The following is a 20,658-nucleotide window of genomic DNA, read 5'->3' on the forward strand; positions in this document are numbered from 1 at the left end:
CTATTTTGCTGCCAATCCCGCCTCTTGGCAATGATGTAAGCCACAGATCGCACAAACTGAGTTTATCCGAATTTGGGTTGTTGAATTCACCAGCTATATATAACCTCTTTTTAACAATAATCAGTGATAAGGATGGCTGCGGCCGCATGAATAACCGACTTATCTGGATCGATAATTTGCGGGCGCTCGCCTGCCTGATGGTGATCGTCATCCATACCACCACTTACTATGTCACCAACGGCGCGTCGGTGGGCGAGTTCAACTGGAACGTCGCCAACCTGCTCAACTCCCTGTCACGGGTCAGCGTGCCGCTGTTCTTCATGATCTCCGGCTACCTATTTTTCGGCGAACGCAGCGCCGGCAAAAAGCACCTGATGCGTCTGGTCTGCTGCCTGCTGTTCTATAGCGCCATCTCGCTGGCCTATATCGCCTTCTTCACCCGGATTGGCTTCTGGCCCTCGCTGCGCAACCTGCTGTTCAAACCGGTGTTCTATCACCTCTGGTTTTTCTACGCGCTGATGGTGGTGTACCTGCTCTCACCGCTGATCCAAGTGAAACCGGCTGCCCGGCAGGCGGTATTGGCGGTGGGCATCATTCTTGGCATTGCCGCCAATCCGCACACCTTCCAGCTCTCCTGGCAACAGGTGCACCTGCTGCCGGTCAACCTGTTTATCAGCGGCGACACCTTCTATTATGTGCTCTACGCGCTGCTGGGGCGCGCCATCGGCACGCTTCCCACCCAACGGCGCGGCGTTAACCTGATGGCAGCGCTGATCTTCACCGCCGCGGTGTGGATGATCGCAATTGGCACCCGGCACCAGACGACCCTCAACGGCGACTTTGCCGATACCTACTACGTCTACTGTGGGCCGCTGGTATTTATTGCGGCGATCGCGCTATTTGTCTGGGGGAAGAACTGTCTGGCGGGCGGGATGTTGCCGGGACTGCGCTGGGTGGCCGATCACTCCTTGGCGATCTACGGGTTTCATGCGCTGATTATTAACATCATCCGCACGCAGAAGTGGGATGCCGTGCGCTGGCCGCTGCTGGACATGCCCTACGTCTTTGCCCTCGCGCTGGCTGGCAGCCTGCTGCTGGCCCACGGCATCAGGCGGCTGGATCGGCATCGGCTGGTGACGTAGGCCAACGCACCTGGGCGCGCCGCAGTTGGCGGGCAGAGCTGAAGCCCGCCGCCAGCGCGGCGCTCTCCACGCCGTAGCCAGCCTGCAACCGCTGGCGCGCCACCGCCAGCCGCAGCTGCTCATGGTAGTCACGGACGCTGATGCCAAGGTGCTCGCGGAACAGCCGCCGCAGGTGGCGGGTACTGACGTGCGCGCAGGCCGCCACGGCCTCTACGGGCCAGCAATTTTCCGGCGCCGCCAGCAGCGCATTTTGCGCCCGATGCAGGGCCGGGTGGAGATGGTTGCGGTAGCGCAGCCAGGGAGAGAGTTGCGGATCGTCGCCCGAGCGGCGGAAGTAGACCACCATCTCGTGGGCCACCCGCGTGGCGGCCAGCGGCCCCTGTTCATGGGCTATCAGGTGCAGCGCCACATCAATACCGGCGGTGATGCCAGCGCTGGTGATGATCTGCCGATCCTCAACAAAAATTCGGTTCTCCAGCACTTTCGCTGTCGGTGCCTGCGCGCGCAGGCGCGCGATCACCTCGTGGTGGGTGGTGCACTGGTAACCCGCCAGCAGCCCGGCGCGCGCCGCCAGCAGACTGCCGGAGCAGATGCACACCAGCGTCAGCGCGCCCTGCTCAATCGTCTCACGCAGGGGGCGCAGCCACGCCGCCACCGCCTGCGCCGCCGGGGTGTCAAACCAGACTTGGGAGTCAGAGACGCCGGGCAGCACTAGAATCGCCCCCGACGGGATGCTCTCCGGCAGCGGCGCAATCGCCCCCAGCACCAGCCCGGTGGAGCTGGTGACCTGCGGCTCCGGGCCGATATAGCGCAAATCAAACCCGTCGGCCAACCTCAATGCCTCGGCCGGGCCGGTCAGATCCAGCGCCATGACGCCCGGCAGCGTCACGAAGCAGACTGGCCGAGGCATCAGCAATCCACGGTCAGTTGGCTCGCCAGATAGCCCTCACGATCTGGCGTGGCCTGCAACAGCATCCGCACAAAGGCATCACGCTCAAAGGCCATCACCTGCATGTCCCAGACGCAGAAGGACTCCTCACGCGCCCGCCGCCAGACGCCCTGATCGGTAACCCAGATGGCCATCCGCAACTCGTTCTCATTGTCCCACCAGCCAGCGACCAGATAGTCCATTGTCTTGCCCTGATGCTCAATCAGGAAACCGACGCCGGGGCGCTGCGGCGTTTGCGCCTGTGGCGGCAGCCACTGCGCCACCAGCGGGCGACCGGCCGCAAAGATGGCGGCATCACCGCTGGCCTGCGGGTAACGGATGGCATAACGCTTCAGCGCCCATGCGCCAAGCGTGGTGACGCCCAGCGGGGTAATGGGGCGCGGCTGGTAGGGCTGCGGCTGCCAGGTTGCCTCACTCACCGTCTGGGCGGGCGCAGGCTCCAACGCGGCCAGTGCCTGCTCCACCGTGGCGATCTGCGCGAAACGGTCGGCCAGCACCAGTTCCGTACGCTGCTTGATCTCTTCGGCGCTCGCTCTCTCGCCGTTGGCGTGGGTCATTGGGAAGGTCAGTGTCGCCTCGGTGACGTAGGTAACGCGATAGCCGAGATCAGAGGCCACGCGGGCGGTGGTCTCGCAGCACTGCTCGCTGCGCATCCCACTGATGATCAGGTGCGTGATGCCGCGCTCGCGTAGCCAGAGATCCAGCCCGGAGTCAGTCAGGGCGTTGTGCACGCGTTTGTGCACCACCAGATCCGGCTGATGGGTCAGGAAGGGCAGGCGCGTCACCAGCCCGGACGCCAATGAGAATGGCCCCTGTGACACATGGAACACATCCACCACCGCCGCCCCGCGCGCCTGACAGCCAGCGACCAGCTGTTGCAGGTGGCGCTGGAAGGCGGGCAACGCCTCCTCACGCCAGAAAGGTTGGTGGGTAAAGGAGTGTTGGACATCGATAACCAAAAGCGCGCTCTGTGACATAACCGGCCTCCGCCTCTATGAAGTAACCCCATAGTGGCGCAAATAAAAAACGAACGGAATGCCAAAAACGGCCATCAACCCGGCAGGACAGGACAGATGCCCTGCCGGGGAGCCTTTACTGCATCAGGGGTGCCAACTGGCGATAGAGTTGGCGGAAGGTTTCACGCTGTGCCGCATAGGCCTGATGCTTTTGCCCATCGGGCTGGTGCGTCTGCTCCAGCGGCAGGGGCGGCAGCAGATCGGCCAGTGCGGTGTGCGGGTGCAGGGCGACCTGCGCCAGACGCGCCGCGCCCAGCGCCGGGCCAACGTCGCCGCCGGTGCGGTACGCCAGCGTCTGGCCGCTAATGTCCGCCAACATCTGCCGCCAGTAGGCGCTGCGCGCGCCGCCGCCAATCAGCGTCACTGCCTGTGGCCGCAGGCCGGTGGCATGTAGCACATCCATGCCATCCGCCAGCGCGAAGCCGACGCCCTCCAGCACGGCGCGCCCCAGATCGGCCGGGCCGTGCTCATGGGTCAGGCCGAAGAAAACGCCTTTGGCGTTCGGGTTATTGTGCGGCGTGCGCTCACCGGAGAGATAGGGCAGGAACCACACCGGCGAGGTGGCGGGCGGGGCCTGCTCCACCTGTTGCAGCAGCGCCGGGACGCTCGCACTGCCGGTCAGGCGGCATACCCAATCCAGACAGGAGGCGGCGCTGAGCATCACGGACATCAGGTGCCAGCGGTCGGGCAGCGCGTGGCAGAAGCTGTGCACCGCGCTCTCCGGGTTGCTGAGGAAGCCATCGCTGACGGCAAAGTAGACCCCGGAGGTGCCGAGGGAGAGCATCGCCTGCCCGGATTGGTACAGCCCGACGCCCACCGCGCCCGCCGCGTTATCGCCACCGCCAGCCACCACCGGTATCTCTGGCAGCCCCCAGCGCTGGGCGATCTCGGGCTTGACCTGCCCGGTTATCTGGCTCCCCTCAAACAGCGCTGGCATCTGCGCGCGGCTCAGGCCGCAGGCCGCCAGCAGGGTGTCGCTCCAGTCACGTTTGGCGACATCCAGCCACAGCGTGCCAGCGGCGTCTGACATGTCACTGGCAAACTCGCCGCTAATGCGCCAGCGCAAATAGTCTTTCGGCAACAGCACCTTATCCACGCGGCGGAACAGCGCTGGCTCGTGCTCCTGCACCCACTTCAACTTAGGGGCGGTGAAGCCCGGCATCATCAGGTTGCCGGTGATGGCGCGCGCCTCCGGCACCTCCCGCTCCAGCGCCTGACACTGGGCGGCGGAGCGGCCGTCATTCCACAAAATGGCGGGGCGCAACACCCGCTGCTCTGCATCCAGCAACGTGGCACCGTGCATCTGCCCGGTCAGCCCCAGCGCCTTCACGGCCTTGAGCGACTGGCGCGCCGCCAGCGCCTGCATGGCGCGGTCGGTGGCCTCCCACCACGCTTGCGGATCCTGTTCCGACCACAAAGGGTGCGGCCGCGACACGGTGAGCGCCTCACTGTGCTGGGCGATCACTTCCCCCGACTCGCCCAGCAATATGGCTTTGACGCCCGATGTTCCCAGATCAATTCCGATATACATACTCTCTCCCTCAGCAGGCCGCGGCCCCGCCCCAGAAGCAGGACAGGCCAGCGCAACGCTGGCCTGTACCATGCGGCAGGCGTGCCGTCAGCCGAACAGGTAACGGTTCACCAGATTCTCCAACTGCTCCTGGCGGCCGCTCTGGTGGCGTGGTGCCAAAGCGTGCTGTTGCGCGTAGTTTGCCAGCGCCTCCAGCGACATCTTCCCTTGCAGGATCTGCTGGCCCAGCTCCTCACTCCAGCCGGCATAGCGTTTGGCGACCAGCTTATCCAGCCCGCCATCCTCAATCATCTTCGCCGCCACTTTCAGCGAGAGCGCCATGGTGTCCATTGCGCCGATATGGCCGTAGAAGAGATCGTATTTGTCGGTGCTCTGGCGACGCACCTTGGCGTCAAAGTTGAGGCCGCCAGTGGTAAAGCCGCCGGCTTTCACTATCTCATACATCACCAACGCGTTCTCCTCCACACTGATGGGGAACTGGTCGGTGTCCCAGCCCAGCTGCGGATCGCCGCGGTTGGCGTCCACGGAGCCGAAAATGCCCAGCGCGATGGCGGTGGCGATCTCATGGTGGAAGGCATGGCCCGCCAGTGTGGCGTGGTTGGCCTCAATGTTCAGCTTGATCTCCTTCTCCAGACCGAACTGGCGCAGGAAGCCATACACGGTGGCGACGTCATAGTCATACTGATGTTTGGTCGGCTCCTGCGGCTTCGGCTCAATCAGCAGCGTGCCCTGGAAACCAATCTTGTGCTTGTGCTCCACCACCATCTGCATGAAGCGGCCAATCTGCTCGCGCTCCTGACGCAGGTCGGTGTTGAGCAGGGTCTCATACCCCTCGCGGCCGCCCCACAGCACGTAGTTCTCGCCACCCAGCCGCTGGGTGGCGTTCATGGCGGTAAAGACCTGCGTCGCGGCCCAAGCGAACACTTCCGGATCTGGGCTGGTGGCCGCGCCGGCCGCGTAACGTGGGTGGGTGAAGCAGTTGGCGGTGCCCCACAGCAATTTGACGCCGCTCTCCTGCTGCTTGGCGGCCAGCACGTCTGTCATCTCGGCAAAGTTGTTCAGGTACTCCTTCAGGGAGCCGCCCTCCGGCGAGACATCGACATCATGGAAGCAGTAGTAGGGCACATCCAGCTTGCTGAAGAACTCAAAGGCCACGTCCGCCTTACGTTTCGCCAACGCCAGCGCATCGCCGCTCTGTTGCCACGGGCGCTCAAACGCGCCGACGCCAAACATATCCGCCCCGTTCCAGCAGAAGGTATGCCAGTAGCAGGCCGCGAAACGCAGATGGTCGGCCATACGCTTGCCCAGGATGATCTCATCCGGGTTGTAGTGGCGGAATGCTAATGGGTTGGTGCTGGCTGTGCCTTCATACCGGACTTTTTCAAGCTGATCAAAATAGGATTGCATTATGGGCTCCTTGGGATCTGGCCCAGCAATGGCTGAGCATGCGGAGCCGTTATCTTCGGAGGCTTCGAGCTGGCTCTCAATTACGTTATTTCACACTGAACTTAAGAGAATACACAATTGTGCGGCAGATCTCATAAATAAGCCGGGCAGTGAAAAAGCCACTATTTACGAGGTGGAATCCAATGTGCGAGTAACAAAAAAATGATTTCCACAGTGAACTATGATCTCTGTCATAAAATAAGAAATAAACTAAAAAACGTAATGGCGCAGTGAAAATCTGCAATTGAGGTTATTTTGCCCGGCGTCAACAATTCCCCGGTCTGAAAGACAGAGCAAGGCACGGAAAACCCTCATACATGCTTTGCGCCAGCGGGATCCCCTTTCCCGCCACCGTAACCGCGAACCTTGCCATTTCACTTACCCTGCGTGTCATTAAAAGGTATATCAGATGAAAATGAAAAAAATCTTGCTGAGCGTCTGTGCGGCGCTGGCGTTGGTCAGCCACCCGGGAATGGCCAAAGAGGTGAAAATTGGCATGGCGATTGACGATTTACGTCTGGAGCGCTGGCAGAAGGATCGCGATATTTTTGTTAAACAGGCGGAGTCCTTGGGCGCGGATGTGTTTGTGCAGTCGGCAAATGGCAATGAAGAGACCCAGATGTCGCAGATTGAAAATATGATTAACCGCGGGGTCGATGTGCTGGTGATCATTCCCTACAACGGCGAGGTACTGAGCAACGTGATTGCCGAGGCCAAGAGTGAGGGCATCAAGGTGCTGGCCTATGACCGCATGATCAATAACGCCGATATCGACTTCTATATCTCCTTCGATAATGAGAAGGTCGGCGAGTTGCAGGCGCAGAGTCTGGTGGAGCGCGTGCCGCAGGGCAACTACTTCCTGATGGGCGGCTCACCGGTGGACAACAATGCCAAGCTGTTCCGCAAGGGGCAGATGAACGTTCTTAAGCCGTTGATTGATAGCGGCAAGATCAAGGTGGTGGGTGACCAGTGGGCGGATGCGTGGTTGCCAGAAAACGCCCTGAAGATCATGGAGAACGCCCTGACGGCCAACAACAACAAAATTGACGCGGTGGTCGCTTCCAACGATGCCACCGCTGGCGGCGCCATTCAGGCGCTCTCCGCACAGGGGCTGGCCGGTAAGGTCGCCATCTCCGGCCAGGATGCCGACTTGGCGGCGATCAAGCGCATTGTCGCGGGCAGCCAGACCATGACCGTCTATAAACCCATTACCAAGCTGGCAACCGAAGCGGCCAAAATTGCCGTGGAGCTGGGCGACGGAAAAACACCGAAGCCTAACGCCAGCCTGAATAATGGCAAGAAAGAGGTGCCGGCATTTCTGCTGACGCCAATTCAGGTCGATAAAAATAATATAGACAGTACTATAGTGGCCGATGGTTTCCATAAGAAAGAAGACATTTATTAATTCACTGTAATGGGCGTGGGCGTTTGACGCCTCTCGCCCATTTTGCTGTCACCGGAGGGAATTATGCCCTGCCTATTGGAAATGCATCATATCACTAAGCAATTTGGCGCCGTCAAAGCGGTGGATAATGTTTCCCTGCAACTGGAAGCCGGGCAGGTATTATCCCTGTGCGGTGAAAATGGATCAGGAAAATCCACCCTGATGAAAATATTGTGCGGCATCTATCCCCACGGCAGTTATCAGGGCGACATCTTATTTTCGGGTGAAAGACTGGTCGCGAAAAATATCCGTGACACGGAAGAGAAGGGCATTGCCATTATTCACCAAGAGCTGGCGCTGGTGAAACAGATGTCGGTGCTGGAAAATATGTTTCTCGGCAGTGAGTGGGGCCGTTTCGGCATTATGGATTATGACGGCATGTACCAGCGCTGCCAGCGGATGCTGGCACAGGTCAAATTGGACATTAACCCGGATACGCCGGTTGGCGAATTGGGGCTGGGGCAGCAGCAGCTGGTGGAGATCGCCAAGGCGTTGAACAAACAGGTGCGCCTGCTGATTCTGGATGAGCCGACCGCCTCGCTGACCGAGCGGGAGACGGAGATCCTGCTCGACATTATCCGTGACCTGCGCAACCACGGCATCGCCTGCATCTATATCTCCCACAAGCTGAACGAGGTCAGCGCCATCTCGGACGTAATCTGCGTGATCCGCGACGGCAAGCACATCGCCACCCGCGAGGCCGCCACCCTGAACGAGGATCAAATCATCGCCATGATGGTGGGGCGTGAGCTGACCGAGCTTTACCCGCCGCACCAACACCAGCCGGGTGAGGAGATTTTGCGGGTGGAGAAGCTGACGGCCTGGCACCCGGTCAACCGGCATATCAAGCGGGTGGATGAGGTCAGTTTCAGCCTGCGACGCGGCGAGATTTTGGGTATCGCCGGGCTGGTGGGGTCGGGCCGCACCGAGACCGTCCAGTGCCTGTTTGGTGCCTACCCCGGCCGCTGGCAGGGCAGCCTGTTCATTGATGGCCAGCCCGTCACTATGCGCTCCTGCCAGGAGGCGATGCGCCACGGCATTGCGATGGTGCCAGAGGATCGCAAACGGGATGGCATCGTGCCAGTGATGGGCGTAGGCGCAAACATCACGCTGGCGGCGCTGGCGAACTTTACCGGCCGCCTGAGCGTGCTGGATGACGCGCGCGAGCAGTCCACCATCCAGCACTCCATTGCCTCGCTGCGGGTCAAGACCGCCTCGCCGGAGCTGGCGATTGGCCGCCTGAGCGGCGGCAACCAGCAGAAGGCGATCCTTGCCAAGTGCCTGTTGCTCAATCCGCGCATCCTGATCCTGGATGAGCCAACGCGTGGCATCGATATCGGGGCGAAATCGGAAATCTACAAACTGATCAACCAACTGGCCCAACAGGGGATCGCGATTATCGTGGTCTCCTCCGAATTGCCGGAAGTCCTTGGCCTCAGCGACCGGGTGCTGGTGATGCACCTGGGCAAGTGCAAAGCCTCCCTTATCAATCGTAACCTGACGCAGGAGCAGGTGATGGAAGCGGCCCTCAGGAGTGAACGTCATGTCGAAAATAACCCAGTCTGACGCCGGCGTGGTCTCGGCCCCGCCCGGCCTGTTGAAACGCCTGAAGCACGTTAACCTCCAGGTCTACGTGATGCTGGCGGCGATTGTGCTGATTATGCTGTTCTTCACCTTCACCACAGAGGGGGCCTACATCAGCCCGCGCAACATCTCCAACCTGCTGCGCCAGACCGCCATTACCGGCATTCTGGCGGTGGGCATGGTGTTTGTGATTATCTCCGCCGAAATCGATCTGTCGGTCGGCTCCATGATGGGGCTGCTGGGGGGCGTGGCCGCCATCTTTGATGTCTGGCTGGGGTGGCCGCTACCACTGACGGTGCTGGTCACGCTGGCGCTGGGGCTGGTGCTCGGTGCCTGGAATGGCTGGTGGGTGGCTTACCGCAAGGTGCCCTCGTTCATCGTCACCCTGGCGGGGATGCTGGCATTCCGCGGCATTTTGATCGGCATTACCCACGGCACCACCGTGGCACCGACCAGCCAGGCGATGTCCCAAATCGGCCAGAGCTACCTGCCGGACGGGGTGGGCTTTGGCATCGGGACGCTGGCGCTGCTGTTGTTCATCGGCTTCCAGTGGCGACGCCGCCAGCAGCGGCAGGCGCTCAACCTGCCCCTGCCCGCCGCCGGAAAAACCGTTACCCGCCATGCCGTGACCGCCATCATCGTGCTTGGGGCCATCTATCTGCTGAATGACTACCGTGGCGTGCCGACGCCGGTGTTGGTGCTGGCGGCGTTGCTGCTGGCCGGGCTGTTTATGGCGACCCGCACCGCCTTTGGCCGGCGAATCTACGCCATCGGCGGCAACATTGAGGCGGCGCGCCTCTCCGGCGTCAATGTGGAGCGCACCAAGCTGGCGGTTTTTGCCATCAATGGCCTGATGGTGGCGATTGCCGGTTTAATCCTGAGTTCCCGGCTGGGGGCCGGCTCGCCATCAGCTGGCAATATTGCCGAACTGGACGCGATCGCCGCCTGCGTGATCGGCGGCACCAGCCTGGCTGGCGGGGTAGGCAGCGTGGTGGGGGCGGTGATGGGCGCATTCATCATGGCATCGCTGGACAACGGCATGAGTATGCTGGATGTGCCGACCTTCTGGCAGTACATCGTGAAGGGCGCCATCTTGCTGCTGGCAGTGTGGATGGACTCCGCCACCAAGCGCCGTGCCTGACCCTGATGGCCCCAGCCGCGGCTGGGGCCACCCACTGAAATTAGGCGAGGGGGATCACACTTGATTCATCTTTTCCGCCATCAGGAGAGGTGGCTGTGCTATCCAAAAGGCAAGGGATAAAAGGGATAACTCACCATGTTCGAAAAACGCTATCGCATTACGTTGTTGTTTAATGCCAACAAGGTGTATGACCGGCAGGTTGTCGAAGGTGTAGGCGAGTACTTACAGGCGTCCCAGTGTGACTGGGACATTTTCATTGAAGAGGATTTCCGCTGCCGTATCGACAACATTAAGGATTGGCTGGGCGACGGGGTGATCGCCGACTATGACGACCGGGAGATTGAGTCGCTGCTGAGCGGGGTAAAGGTGCCGATTGTCGGCGTGGGTGGCTCCTACCACCGGCCTGAGGACTACCCGGCGGTGCCTTACATCGCTACGGATAATCAGGCGCTGGTGGAAGCGGCGTTTATGCACCTGAAAGAGCGTGGCATCAACCGCTTTGCGTTCTATGGCCTGCCCCGCACCAGTGGCAAACGCTGGGCGCAGGAGCGGGAACACGCCTTCCGGATGCAGGTGGCGGCCGAGCAGTATCAGGGTGTGGTCTATCAGGGCATGGAGACGTCACCGGACAACTGGCAACATGCGCAAAACCGGCTGGCGGACTGGGTGCAGACGCTGCCGCAACAGACTGGCATCATCGCCGTGACCGACGCGCGCGCCCGGCACTTGCTGCAAGTGTGCGAGCATCTCGATATTCCGGTGCCGGAGAAGCTGAGCGTCATTGGCATTGATAACGAGGAGCTGACCCGTTACCTCTCCCGCGTGGCCCTCTCCTCGGTGGTGCAGGGCACCCGGCAGATGGGATACCGCGCCGCCAAATTGCTGCATCAGCTGCTGAACGATGACAGCCTGCCGCTGCAACGGATTCTGGTGCCGCCGGTCAAGGTGGTGGCACGCCGCTCCACCGACTTTCGCTCCCTGCGCGATCCGGCCGTCATTCAGGCCATGCACTTTATTCGCTACCACGCCTGTAAAGGTATCAAGGTTGAACAGGTGCTGGACGCCGTCGGGCTATCACGATCCAATCTGGAAAAACGCTTCAAAGATGAGATTGGGCAGACCATCCACGGCGTCATCCATGAGGAGAAGTTGGAGCGGGCGCGCAACCTGCTGAAAGCCACCTCACTCTCCATCAATGAGATCTCCCAGATGTGCGGCTACCCCTCGCTGCAATACTTCTATTCGGTATTCAAGAAAGATGACGACATGACCCCGAAGGAGTACCGCGAACGCTACGGCGAAGGGGTCTATTAATCTCCCTTTCCTTGCCTTTCGTTTTTCGCTTTCCACCAACAGTAAGCCCCGCCTGACGTGTCGTCAGGCGGGGCTTTTTTTAGCAAAGGATTCGGAGGCCAGTGCTATGAAAGAGCGTAGCCCTGTCGCTCCGATAAAACTCGGACATGGATCAAAAATAAAGAAAGAATACGAAACTACTATTCTTAATAGATCTTTTATTATCAATAAATTGAGCAGGATAACGAAAGGCGTATGCTGTGCGCGGGTGCTTGGAACTGTCTGTTCCAGGCAGACCGGAACAGGCAAAGAAAAGCCCCACTTAACGTTAGTCAAGTGAGGCTGGTCTGACGCCGAAGAAACGTCAGGTTAGTCTCTTACTCGCCGCAAGGCAAGATCTAGGAGAACCAGAATGACGCATAAAAGTGTGGTGATTTGTTTGGTCGTTATCTGTATCACATTGTTGGTATTTACCTGGATAACGCGCAGTTCACTGTGCGAGATCAAGGTCAAGCAGGCCACCACAGAAGTTGCCGTCAAGATGGACTACGAATCCTGAGAGTAAGGGCAACCGGGCGGGCTTCGGCCCGCCCTCGTTGCTAAGCGTCGGTTCCAACGCACCCTATCAAAAAGCCCGCTTGCGCGGGCTTTTTTATTTCAGGCCAGGGTGAGGGTCAGCGCATCGACACCGGGTTCTGGCGTGATCACCACGCCCCATTCGCCCGGTGTCACGCTGGCCTGACTGGCTGCCGCAACCTCCATGATATTGCGCAGGCAGAGCCGCCAGCCCGGAGCCTGTCCTTCACTGCGCAGCTGGATGCGGTTGCCCTGTCGCTCTGCCGCCAGGGTAAAGACGGTACGCCCCTGCTGATCCACCAAGCGGCTTTCGGTGCGGCCGCCATCCGCCAGTTCAAACAGCTGGAACAGCGGGCCATCCTGATAATCATAATCTGGCCGCTGATCCTGCTGGCCCAGCGCCAACAGCGTATTGGGGCGAACGTAGAGCGGCAGGCTGTTGAAGCTGTGGCGCTCCTTGAGCCAGCGGCCACCTGTCTGCCGTTGATTGGTGAACAGGTGCGTCCACTGCCCCTCGGGCAGGTAGAAACTGACCTCGCCGTGCTCACTGAATACCGGCGCGACCAGCAGGCTGTCGCCCAGCATATATTGCCGATCGAGAGGGTCGCAGCCGGGATCGTCAGGGAACTCCAGCATCATTGCGCGCATCATCGGGACGCCCTGCTCAGCCGCGTCGGCGGCCTGCGCATAGAGATAAGGCATTAACCGGCATTTCCACTCGGTGAAGTGGCGCACCACATCGCACGCCTCATCATCATAAGCCCACGGCACCCGGTAGGATTTGCTGCCATGCAGCCGGCTGTGGCTGGAGAGCAGCCCGAAGGCGCACCAGCGTTTGTAGACATGCGCCGGCGCGGTATTTTCAAAGCCGCCAATGTCATGGCTCCAGAAACCGAACCCAGACAGCCCGAGCGACAGACCGCCGCGCAAGCTCTCGGCCATCGATTCGTAGGTGGCGTAGCAGTCGCCGCCCCAGTGCACCGGGAATTGCTGCGCACCGACAGAGGCGGAGCGGGCAAACAGTACCGCCTGATCGCGCCCCAGCTTCTCTTGCAGGGTGCGGTAGACCAGCTCGTTATAGATAAAGGCGTAGTGGTTGTGCATTTTCTGCGGGCAGGCACCGTTAAACCATGCCACATCGGTTGGGATGCGCTCGCCGAAGTCCGTCTTGAAGCAATCGACACCCATGTCGATCAGCCGTTTTAGGTGGCCGGCGTACCACTCACAGGCTCCCGGATGGGTGAAGTCCACAATCGCCTGACCGGGCTGCCACTTGTCCCACTGCCAGACATCGCCGTTGGGGCGTTTCAGCAGGAAGCCGCGCGCCATCCCCTCTTTGAACAGCGGCGATTTCTGGCCGATGTAGGGGTTAATCCAGACGCAAATCTTCAGGCCACGCGCCTTTAGCCGCGCCAACATGCCCTGCGGATCGGGGAAGGTGTCGGGATCCCATTCGAAATCGCACCACTGGAAGGCTTTCATCCAGAAGCAGTCGAAATGGAACACATGCAGCGGCAAGCGGCGCTCCGCCATGCCGTCGATGAAGCGGTTGACCGTCTCCTCATCGTAATTGGTGGTAAAGGAGGTGGTCAGCCACAGGCCGAATGACCACGCGGGCGGCAGCGCCGGACGGCCGGTCAGGCGGGTATAGCGATCCAGCACCTGCTTGGGCGTCGGGCCGTCAATCACGAAATACTCCAGCGCCTCTCCCTCCACGCTGAACTGCACTTTGGAGACCTTCTCCGATCCCACTTCAAACGACACGCACTCCGGGTGATTCACCAGCACGCCATAACCGCGGTTGGTGAGGTAGAACGGAATATTTTTGTAAGCCTGCTCGGTGCTGGTGCCGCCATCGCGGTTCCAGCTCTCCACCGTCTGGCCATTTTTGACGAAGGCGGTGAAGCGCTCGCCCAAGCCGTAAACGCTCTCGCCCACGCCCAGATCGAGCCGCTCATACACATAGTTTTTGCCGGTGTTGCTGTCCTGCACATAGCCAGCGGACTTGGCGACACTGCCGGTGATGCGTTCGCCATGGCGCAAGAAGTCGAGTGTCCACGTCTCGCCTTTGGTGACGCGGACGGTCAGGTCGCCGCTGTGCAGGGCGGCAAACTCGGCATTGTCTTCGCTGCGCACCGCCGCCTGTTGCCGCTGGATGGGGTAGTGCGGACCGCGCGGCATAACCCCCTCAAAGTGGGCGATGCGCACGCCAATGATCCCCGGCTGTGGCGCGGTAAAATGCAGGGTAAACAGCGGCGTATCCAGCTGCCCGGCGCGCTCGCGTGCGTCACGCGGCGCGGCGTAGATCACCATCTCATCCGGCAGGTGCTGTACCTCGAAGACCTGCAAAGGGTGGATAAGGCTAAGGCCCGGCTGGATCAGCCAGTTGCCGTCACTGATTTTCATGTTGCATCTCCTGATTCAGATAGCTCTGCGAATTGCGGTGGGCGCCAGCGGCCAGCTCATCGAGAATGTTGCGCAGCACCGGGGTGCGCAGGGTGTAGAAGCGCTTGCAGATGATGGCGCTAAGCAGATAGCAGGCGCCCGGCACCAGGGTGAACAGCGCAATGATGCTGGCAAGGGTAGCCGGGTTTTGCGTGGCGGCGTTGGACTGGTAACCTGCGCCAGCCAGCAGCCAACCAATCAGCGCGCCGCCCAGTGCCAGGCCCAGCTTCAGCACGAACAGCGTGCCGGCAAAACTGACGCCGGTCAGGCGCTTGCCGTTCTTCCACTCGCCGTAGTCCACGGTGTCGGACATCATCACCCACTGAATGGGGGTGACGAGCTGGTGCAGCACGCCAATCGCAAAGATGAAGATGAACATGGTGACGCTGGCGTTAACCGGTACCCAGAACATGGCGATGCTGAGCACCGCCAGCGCGGCGTTAGTCCACCAGAAGATGCTGACCTTGCAGCGCCAGTCGGTCAGTGGTTTTGCCAGCGCGCTGCCAATCAGGTTGCCGACGGAGTAGGTGCCGAGGAACATGGCGAACACCGCCGGGTTGCCGAGGATATAGGTGACGTAGTACATCATGGCACCGCCGCGCACCGACACGGCAAGGATGTTCAGCAGCGTCAGCCAGCCAACAATCCGCCACTGGTCATTCTGGAAAATATCGCGCAGATCCTCGCGCATCGTCCCCTTGACCGTGCCCTCATCGCTGACGCGCTCTTTGGTGGTGGCAAAGCAGAAGGCCAGCATCAGCACCGCCGCCAGTGCCAGCACGCCGATACCGGCCTGGAAGCCAAACGCCTTGTCCTCGCCGCCCAGCAGGTTGACCAGCGGCATCATCAGCACGGTGCTGAGCATGCCGCCCGCAGTGGCCAGCACAAAGCGGTAGGATTGCAGCGAGATGCGCTGCGTCGGGTCAGCCGTGATCACCCCGCCCAATGCACAGTAGGGGATATTGACCACGGTATACATCAGCGTCAGCAGGGTGTAGGTCACGGCGGCATAGATCATCTTGCCGCCCATGCTCAGTTCTGGCGTGCTGTAGGTGAAGACGCAGACGATGCCGAACGGAACGGCACCGAACAGCACATAGGGGCGGAACTTGCCAAACCGGGTGCGGGTGCGATCCGCAATCAACCCCATGCAGGGGTCGGAGAGGGCGTCCAGCGCGCGGGCAACCAAAAACATAGTGCCGACATAGCCAGCCGGGATGCCGAAAATGTCAGTGTAGAAAAACATCATGTAGAGCATGACGTTATCAAACACGATATGGCTGGCGGCATCGCCCAGCCCATAGCCAATCTTCTCTTTGACCGAAAGAATTTCACTCATCGTCAACTATCTCCTTGCAGGACGAGCTGTTATTGAAGATAGAGCCGGTTGTAAACCAGCCAGCAGGGGGCGGCCATTCTGATATTTGTTTATGAAATTACGTTTCTTTATTTATGTGATCGGCGTAACCGGTTTCCGTCATCTATCGGCAGGCACTGCCGGGCGGAAGAAGGGAGGAATAAATAGGGCGCATAAATGAACTGGCAGCGTCCTATTTATCGGGTGCCGGGCTTAATCGGAGGAGGGTATGCGCCAGTTGTCGTAATAGATGTGTTCTGCCTGGAAATTGACCTCTTCCCGCTTGCCGGTCAGCCGCCAGGCGAGGTGGAAGGCGAAGTCAAACGCGACGCCCAGCCCCTTGCCGCTGATCAGGTTGCCATCCTCCACCACCGGCTGGTCAACGTAGATGCCATCCGTCACGTTCTCATGGAGGTCGCCGGAGCAAACATAACGCCGCCCCTGCAACAGCTGGTTGCCACCGAGCACCCTCGCCGCTGCCGAACAGAGCGGACAGATCCAGTGGCCCGCGCGGTCGTGGCGGCGGATCAGGTCGAGCACCTCGCCATTGGCGGCCAGATTGACAGTGCCCTGCGGCCCGCCGGGCAGCACCACGGCGTCAAACAGCACGCCTTCGCAATCTGCCAGCAGCGCGTCGGCGGTGACAGAGAGGCCGTGGTAACTCACCACCTGGCGATCTGGCTGGCAGGCGAGGGTGACCACTTCCACCTCCAGCCGCTGCAACACATCCAGCACGATCACCGCTTCCGCCTCTTCAAAACCCTCGGCTAACAAGATCGCAACACGTTTGCTCATGTTCACTCCTTTTCAATCGGTAATAGAGAATAAACCGAGCATAACAAACGCCTTTTTAAAAATGGAACGCTGTTTTATAAATATACGAGAGGGATCGCAAAAGTGCCCGCGCGGGCGGGCAACCGATCAGGAGTGGTTGGAGCGGGATCGCGCCGAGCGGCCGAGCAGGTACTTCACCAGCAGCACTGCCGCGACGATCGCCACCAGCCCCAGTACCACTGAAAATGACTTATCGAAGGAGCGCAGTAACCCCTCGATGAAATGGCCGCAGAAGTAGCCCAGCAGCACCCAGACCAGCGCCCAGAGGCAGGCCCCAAAGAGATTAATGGCGACAAACCGCGGCACCGGCATCCGGCTGGCACCGATAATCAGCGGGCCAATCAGCCGGAAGCCATACATAAAGCGCACCCCGAGCACGAACAGCAGCGGATGGTGGTTAATCAGTTGGTTGGCACGCTCAATCTGCGCCTGCCGCCGTTTGAGTTTGCCCAGTAGCGTCGGGCCAAAAGCCCGCCCAAGGAAAAACAGGATCTGGTCGCCCAAGCAGCCGCCCAGCGCCACCACCGCCAGTACCCACGGCAGCTTCAGCAGGCCGTGGTGAGCCGCGATGCCGCCCAGCAGCGTGATGGTCTCCCCCTCCAGCAGGCAGCCGGCCAGCAGCGCCCAGTAGCCATACTCGGTAATAAAGTGTGCGATATCCGGCATACTTCTCCTTAATGCCCTAAAATTGCCTGAAAAATAAACTCATTGACGGGAGCAATACAAAACAGAGATAACAAAAGCTTAGACAAGGATTACCGGGAGGGCGACGCCGCCCCCCACGCCCCCTATCCATCAGGAGTCACCTATGTCGCAACCCCTGTTTACTTTGTATGTCGATGATCGCTATCTCAGCCCTTACGCCATGTCGGCGTTTGTCGCGCTGACGGAGAAGGGCCTGAATCTGGAGCTGGAGACCCTCTCCCTCAGTCAGGGGGAGCACCTGCAACCGGCCTACGATACGCTGTTGCGCACGCAGCGGATCCCGGCGCTGGTGCAGGGGCGGTTCCACCTCTCTGAATCCTCTGCCATCAGTGAGTACCTGGAGGATCGCTTTCCGGCACCGGACTACCCGCGCCTCTACCCGGAAGCGCTGGACGATCGCGCCAAGGCGCGCGAGGTGCAGGCCTGGCTGCGCAGTGATTTGGCGGCGCTGCGCCATGAGCGCCCGACGGAGGTGATCTTTACCAAAATGCGCGGCGAGCCGCTGACGGCTGAGGGGCGGCAGGCAGCGACCAAACTGTTCCGCGCTGCGGAGGCGCTGTTGCCGGAGGGGGAGGATTACCTGTTTGGCAGCTGGTGCATCGCGGATACCGATCTGGCGCTGATGCTCAAGCGGCTGGTGTTGAATGGTGATACGGTGCCAGACCGATTGGCGCGCTATGCCCGCTTGCAGTGGCAGCGCCCCTCGGTGCAGCGCTGGCTGGCGTTGCCGCGTGAGTAACCGACGCTGCGCGCGCCGGTTGTGGACTCAGACCGTGCCGTTGCCGCCGTCCGAGCACCAGACCTGCCCGGAGGAGTAGCTGGCCTCCTGTGACGCGAACAGCACATAGAGCGGGGCGATCTCCACCGGCTGGCCGGGACGGCCATAGGGGGTGTCGCTGCCGAACTGCGTCAGCTTCTCCTGCGTCTGGCCGCCGCTGGGTTGCAGCGGTGTCCAGTAGGGGCCGGGGGCCACGGCGTTGACGCGAATGCCTTTCTGCGCCACCTGCTTGGCCAGCGACTTGGTGAAGGCCACGATCGCCGCCTTGGTAGAGGCATAGTCCAGCAGCGCCTCGCCGGGCTTGAAGGCCTGCACCGAGGCGGTGTTGATGATTGCCGCGCCGGGTTGCAGGTGGGGCATCGCCGCCTTGGTCAGCCAGAACATCGCGTAGACGTTGGTTTTGAAGGTGGTGTCGAACTGCTCGCTGGTCAGGTCGAGGATGGAGTCCACGGTCTGCTGGTGGCCAGCATTGTTGACCAGAATGTCCAGCCCGCCCAGCTTCTCCACTGCCTCACTCACCAGCCGTTTGCAGAAGGCCTCGTCACGCAGATCGCCAGGGATCGCTACGGCATTGCGCCCCTCGGCGCGGATCAGATCGATCACCTCACGCGCGTCCGGCTCCTCCACGGGCAGGTAGTTGATGGCGACATCCGCCCCTTCGCGCGCATAGGCGATGGCGGCGGCGCGGCCGATGCCGGAGTCACCGCCGGTGATCAGCGCCTTGCGGCCCACCAGCTTGCCGGAGCCGCGATAGCTGTTCTCACCGTGGTCAGGGCGCGGCTGCATCTTGCTGGCAAGGCCGGGCGGCTCCTGCGGCTGGCGCTCAAAGGGCGGTTTGGGGTACTGGTCGATCGGGTTCTTTTTGACCGCCAGCGGCACGGCCTGCCCGCTGCTACTGCCTGCTGGCGGCACCGCGGCCTGCGCCACGCCCGGCAGTGTCATGCTGGCGGCCACCCCGCCCAGCATCCCGCCCACGACCTGCCGCCGTGAGATACCTTTCTTGTCTGTCGGTTCCATCTCCTACCTCCTTACGGTGTCGAAAGTTGCCCGGCCTGACCGTGCAACCAAGGGACATAACCTCGTTAAGGATAGTGGGGATGTGATATGCGTCCATAAATTAAGCAAATCGATGCAACGCTGCCACGCCAGATAGGTGGCCCGCCAGCACGCGGCGCTAGAGCGCCTTCGAGAGATAGAAGCGCTGGTGGTAGGCCGCGTCCGGCGACTCCACGTCCGTCAGGTACTCCTCCAGCGCCATGCGGCACTGGTAGCCGTTGCGCTCATAGAACGGGCGCGCCTGAAAGCTGAAGGTATCGACCTGCGCGAAGCGGCAACCGCGCCGACGCGCCTCCTCCTCCGCCTGCTGGATCAGCTGGGTGCCAATATCCTGCCCGCGCAACGTGGGATCGACCCAGAGAAAATCGATGCGCAGCCAGTGGCCGAGCGTGGAGCCAGACAGCCCTGCCAGCCGGTTGCCACGGTTGTCGGTCAGCATCACCGCCAGCTCCTGCATTTTGGCGTCGCCAAGAAAGGGCGTGTTGTAGGCGCGCAGGCCATTTTTGATCGCTTCGATGTCATCGGGCTGGGGGGTGGCGGTCAGGGTAAATTTCATTGGGCATCCTTATTCCATGAAGGGGAGGGAGGGCCGGGCGCGGGCGCTCCCTGGGCCATCCAACATATAAGCCCGCGCCGCAACGCGCAACCAACGGATGATCCCGGCGCGCGGGAGTGGAAAGTCGCACGAAAAAAAGCGTGAGGATGAACGGGTCATCCTCACGCTTTTTGTGAAGCGGGTGGGGTTATTTATACAGCTCGGCGGTGCCATGCAGCTTGTTGTTGCCGGTCACGGCGATGATGCGGTAGGAGGAGGCACCGGCCTGCTGGGCCTTATCTGCCAGTCGCGCTTCCAGGCTGGTCAGGTCGCTGGCGTTGGCCGCGGAGACCACGCCCAGTTTCTCGCCGTTGTCTTGCGAGGTCAGGGTAGCGGCCTGGGCAACAGAGGTCAGCGCAGCAAAGGAGAGGGCAGCGGCTACAGCAAAATATTTGACGTTTTTCATGATGGGTTTCCTTTAAATTTGACGGTCATATTCCGGGATGGCAGGGCGTTCCCTGTCGATGAGATAATCATAGTCCGGTGGGTGCAGAAAAAAAAACGGGATGTTTTGAGGAACTCTTTCAAAAAATTTGGATCAAAATTTAAGCGTTTTTACCGCGGCCTGACGCAGCTTGACGAAGGCGTGTGATAAGCGCGGCCAGCCCGCGATTGGGGAAGAAATAAGCGCCTACATGCTGATTTCGAGCACATTTCCCGACGCCTGCTAGACTTGATTTTGTTGCACGCCGGCGGAGAGCCGCCCGGCGCAGGAGAGCAGACATGCGGCAGCCGTGCGCTGTTCGGTGCCGATGTTCGGCTAAAG

Annotated in this window: 18 protein-coding genes; 7 read left to right on the plus strand and 11 right to left on the minus strand. The window is 60.8% G+C overall.

The features are described from left to right. The first annotated feature begins 146 nt into the window (after positions 1-146). Positions 147-1,142 (plus strand): acyltransferase, encoded by a 996-nt coding sequence (locus ACK3SD_RS00220; RefSeq protein WP_481126377.1) that lies wholly within the window; start codon positions 147-149, stop codon positions 1,140-1,142. Here ACK3SD_RS00220 and ACK3SD_RS00225 read toward each other — a convergent pair. The 4 genes from ACK3SD_RS00225 to xylA form a co-directional block, all read right to left on the minus strand. After that, positions 1,108-2,052: a GlxA family transcriptional regulator gene (locus ACK3SD_RS00225; protein ID WP_481126378.1), complete on the minus strand. Its 945-nt coding sequence runs from the start codon at positions 2,050-2,052 to the stop codon at positions 1,108-1,110. The genes ACK3SD_RS00220 and ACK3SD_RS00225 overlap by 35 nt on opposite strands. Continuing rightward, positions 2,052-3,068 carry a cysteine hydrolase family protein gene (locus ACK3SD_RS00230; protein WP_481126379.1) on the minus strand — a complete coding sequence of 339 codons (1,017 nt, stop codon included), beginning with the start codon at positions 3,066-3,068 and terminating at the stop codon, positions 2,052-2,054. The genes ACK3SD_RS00225 and ACK3SD_RS00230 overlap by 1 nt, the downstream gene beginning before the upstream one ends. 115 nt (positions 3,069-3,183) lie before the next feature. Then, positions 3,184-4,638 carry a xylulokinase gene (gene xylB / locus ACK3SD_RS00235; RefSeq protein ID WP_481126380.1) on the minus strand — a complete coding sequence of 485 codons (1,455 nt, stop codon included), beginning with the start codon at positions 4,636-4,638 and terminating at the stop codon, positions 3,184-3,186. Positions 4,639-4,725: 87 nt separating this feature from the next. Beyond that, the gene (gene xylA, locus ACK3SD_RS00240) at positions 4,726-6,045 is read right to left on the minus strand and encodes a xylose isomerase (RefSeq protein ID WP_481126381.1); all 1,320 of its coding nucleotides are present in this window, start codon (positions 6,043-6,045) and stop codon (positions 4,726-4,728) included. A 448-nt stretch (positions 6,046-6,493) separates the two neighbouring features. On the opposite strand from xylA, the gene xylF reads away from it, so the two are divergent. From xylF to ACK3SD_RS00265, 5 genes are all read left to right on the plus strand, one after another. Continuing rightward, the gene (gene xylF / locus ACK3SD_RS00245) at positions 6,494-7,489 is read left to right on the plus strand and encodes a D-xylose ABC transporter substrate-binding protein (protein WP_481126382.1); all 996 of its coding nucleotides are present in this window, start codon (positions 6,494-6,496) and stop codon (positions 7,487-7,489) included. Between the two features lie 63 nt (positions 7,490-7,552). After that, positions 7,553-9,094, plus strand: a complete 1,542-nt coding sequence (locus ACK3SD_RS00250) for a xylose ABC transporter ATP-binding protein (RefSeq protein WP_481126383.1) — start codon at positions 7,553-7,555, stop codon at positions 9,092-9,094. Further along, entirely contained in the window at positions 9,072-10,253 is a 1,182-nt protein-coding gene (gene xylH, locus ACK3SD_RS00255; RefSeq protein ID WP_481126384.1) for a xylose ABC transporter permease XylH, read from the plus strand. Before ACK3SD_RS00250 ends, xylH begins: the two co-directional genes overlap by 23 nt. 135 nt (positions 10,254-10,388) lie before the next feature. Continuing rightward, complete coding sequence (gene xylR / locus ACK3SD_RS00260; RefSeq protein ID WP_481126385.1) at positions 10,389-11,567, plus strand: D-xylose utilization transcriptional activator XylR; 1,179 nt, start codon at positions 10,389-10,391, stop codon at positions 11,565-11,567. A 391-nt stretch (positions 11,568-11,958) separates the two neighbouring features. Next, positions 11,959-12,105, plus strand: coding sequence for a type I toxin-antitoxin system Hok family toxin (locus ACK3SD_RS00265; protein WP_481126386.1), 147 nt, complete (start codon positions 11,959-11,961; stop codon positions 12,103-12,105). Between the two features lie 98 nt (positions 12,106-12,203). On the opposite strand, the gene yicI is transcribed toward ACK3SD_RS00265, so the two are convergent. The 4 genes from yicI to ACK3SD_RS00285 all read right to left on the minus strand — a co-directional run bounded on the left by yicI (position 12,204) and on the right by ACK3SD_RS00285 (position 17,424). Then, positions 12,204-14,528, minus strand: coding sequence for an alpha-xylosidase (yicI, locus tag ACK3SD_RS00270; RefSeq protein ID WP_481126387.1), 2,325 nt, complete (start codon positions 14,526-14,528; stop codon positions 12,204-12,206). Continuing rightward, positions 14,515-15,906, minus strand: coding sequence for a glycoside-pentoside-hexuronide family transporter (locus ACK3SD_RS00275; RefSeq protein ID WP_481126388.1), 1,392 nt, complete (start codon positions 15,904-15,906; stop codon positions 14,515-14,517). Before ACK3SD_RS00275 ends, yicI begins: the two co-directional genes overlap by 14 nt. 231 nt (positions 15,907-16,137) lie before the next feature. After that, positions 16,138-16,719 (minus strand): DJ-1/PfpI family protein, encoded by a 582-nt coding sequence (locus tag ACK3SD_RS00280; RefSeq protein ID WP_481126389.1) that lies wholly within the window; start codon positions 16,717-16,719, stop codon positions 16,138-16,140. A gap of 126 nt (positions 16,720-16,845) precedes the next feature. Further along, positions 16,846-17,424: a DedA family protein gene (locus ACK3SD_RS00285; RefSeq protein WP_481126390.1), complete on the minus strand. Its 579-nt coding sequence runs from the start codon at positions 17,422-17,424 to the stop codon at positions 16,846-16,848. A 142-nt stretch (positions 17,425-17,566) separates the two neighbouring features. On the opposite strand from ACK3SD_RS00285, the gene yfcF reads away from it, so the two are divergent. After that, positions 17,567-18,202 carry a glutathione transferase gene (gene yfcF / locus ACK3SD_RS00290; RefSeq protein WP_481126391.1) on the plus strand — a complete coding sequence of 212 codons (636 nt, stop codon included), beginning with the start codon at positions 17,567-17,569 and terminating at the stop codon, positions 18,200-18,202. 27 nt (positions 18,203-18,229) lie between these two features. On the opposite strand, the gene ACK3SD_RS00295 is transcribed toward yfcF, so the two are convergent. From ACK3SD_RS00295 to bhsA, 3 genes are all read right to left on the minus strand, one after another. After that, positions 18,230-19,258 (minus strand): SDR family oxidoreductase, encoded by a 1,029-nt coding sequence (locus tag ACK3SD_RS00295; protein WP_137761765.1) that lies wholly within the window; start codon positions 19,256-19,258, stop codon positions 18,230-18,232. A gap of 157 nt (positions 19,259-19,415) precedes the next feature. After that, the gene (locus ACK3SD_RS00300) at positions 19,416-19,853 is read right to left on the minus strand and encodes a GNAT family N-acetyltransferase (protein ID WP_481126392.1); all 438 of its coding nucleotides are present in this window, start codon (positions 19,851-19,853) and stop codon (positions 19,416-19,418) included. A gap of 187 nt (positions 19,854-20,040) precedes the next feature. After that, positions 20,041-20,298, minus strand: a complete 258-nt coding sequence (gene bhsA / locus ACK3SD_RS00305; RefSeq protein WP_137761767.1) for a multiple stress resistance protein BhsA — start codon at positions 20,296-20,298, stop codon at positions 20,041-20,043. Between the last annotated feature and the right edge of the window lie 360 nt (positions 20,299-20,658).

The sequence above is a fragment of the Chimaeribacter sp. YP20170169 genome, assembly GCF_056739715.1.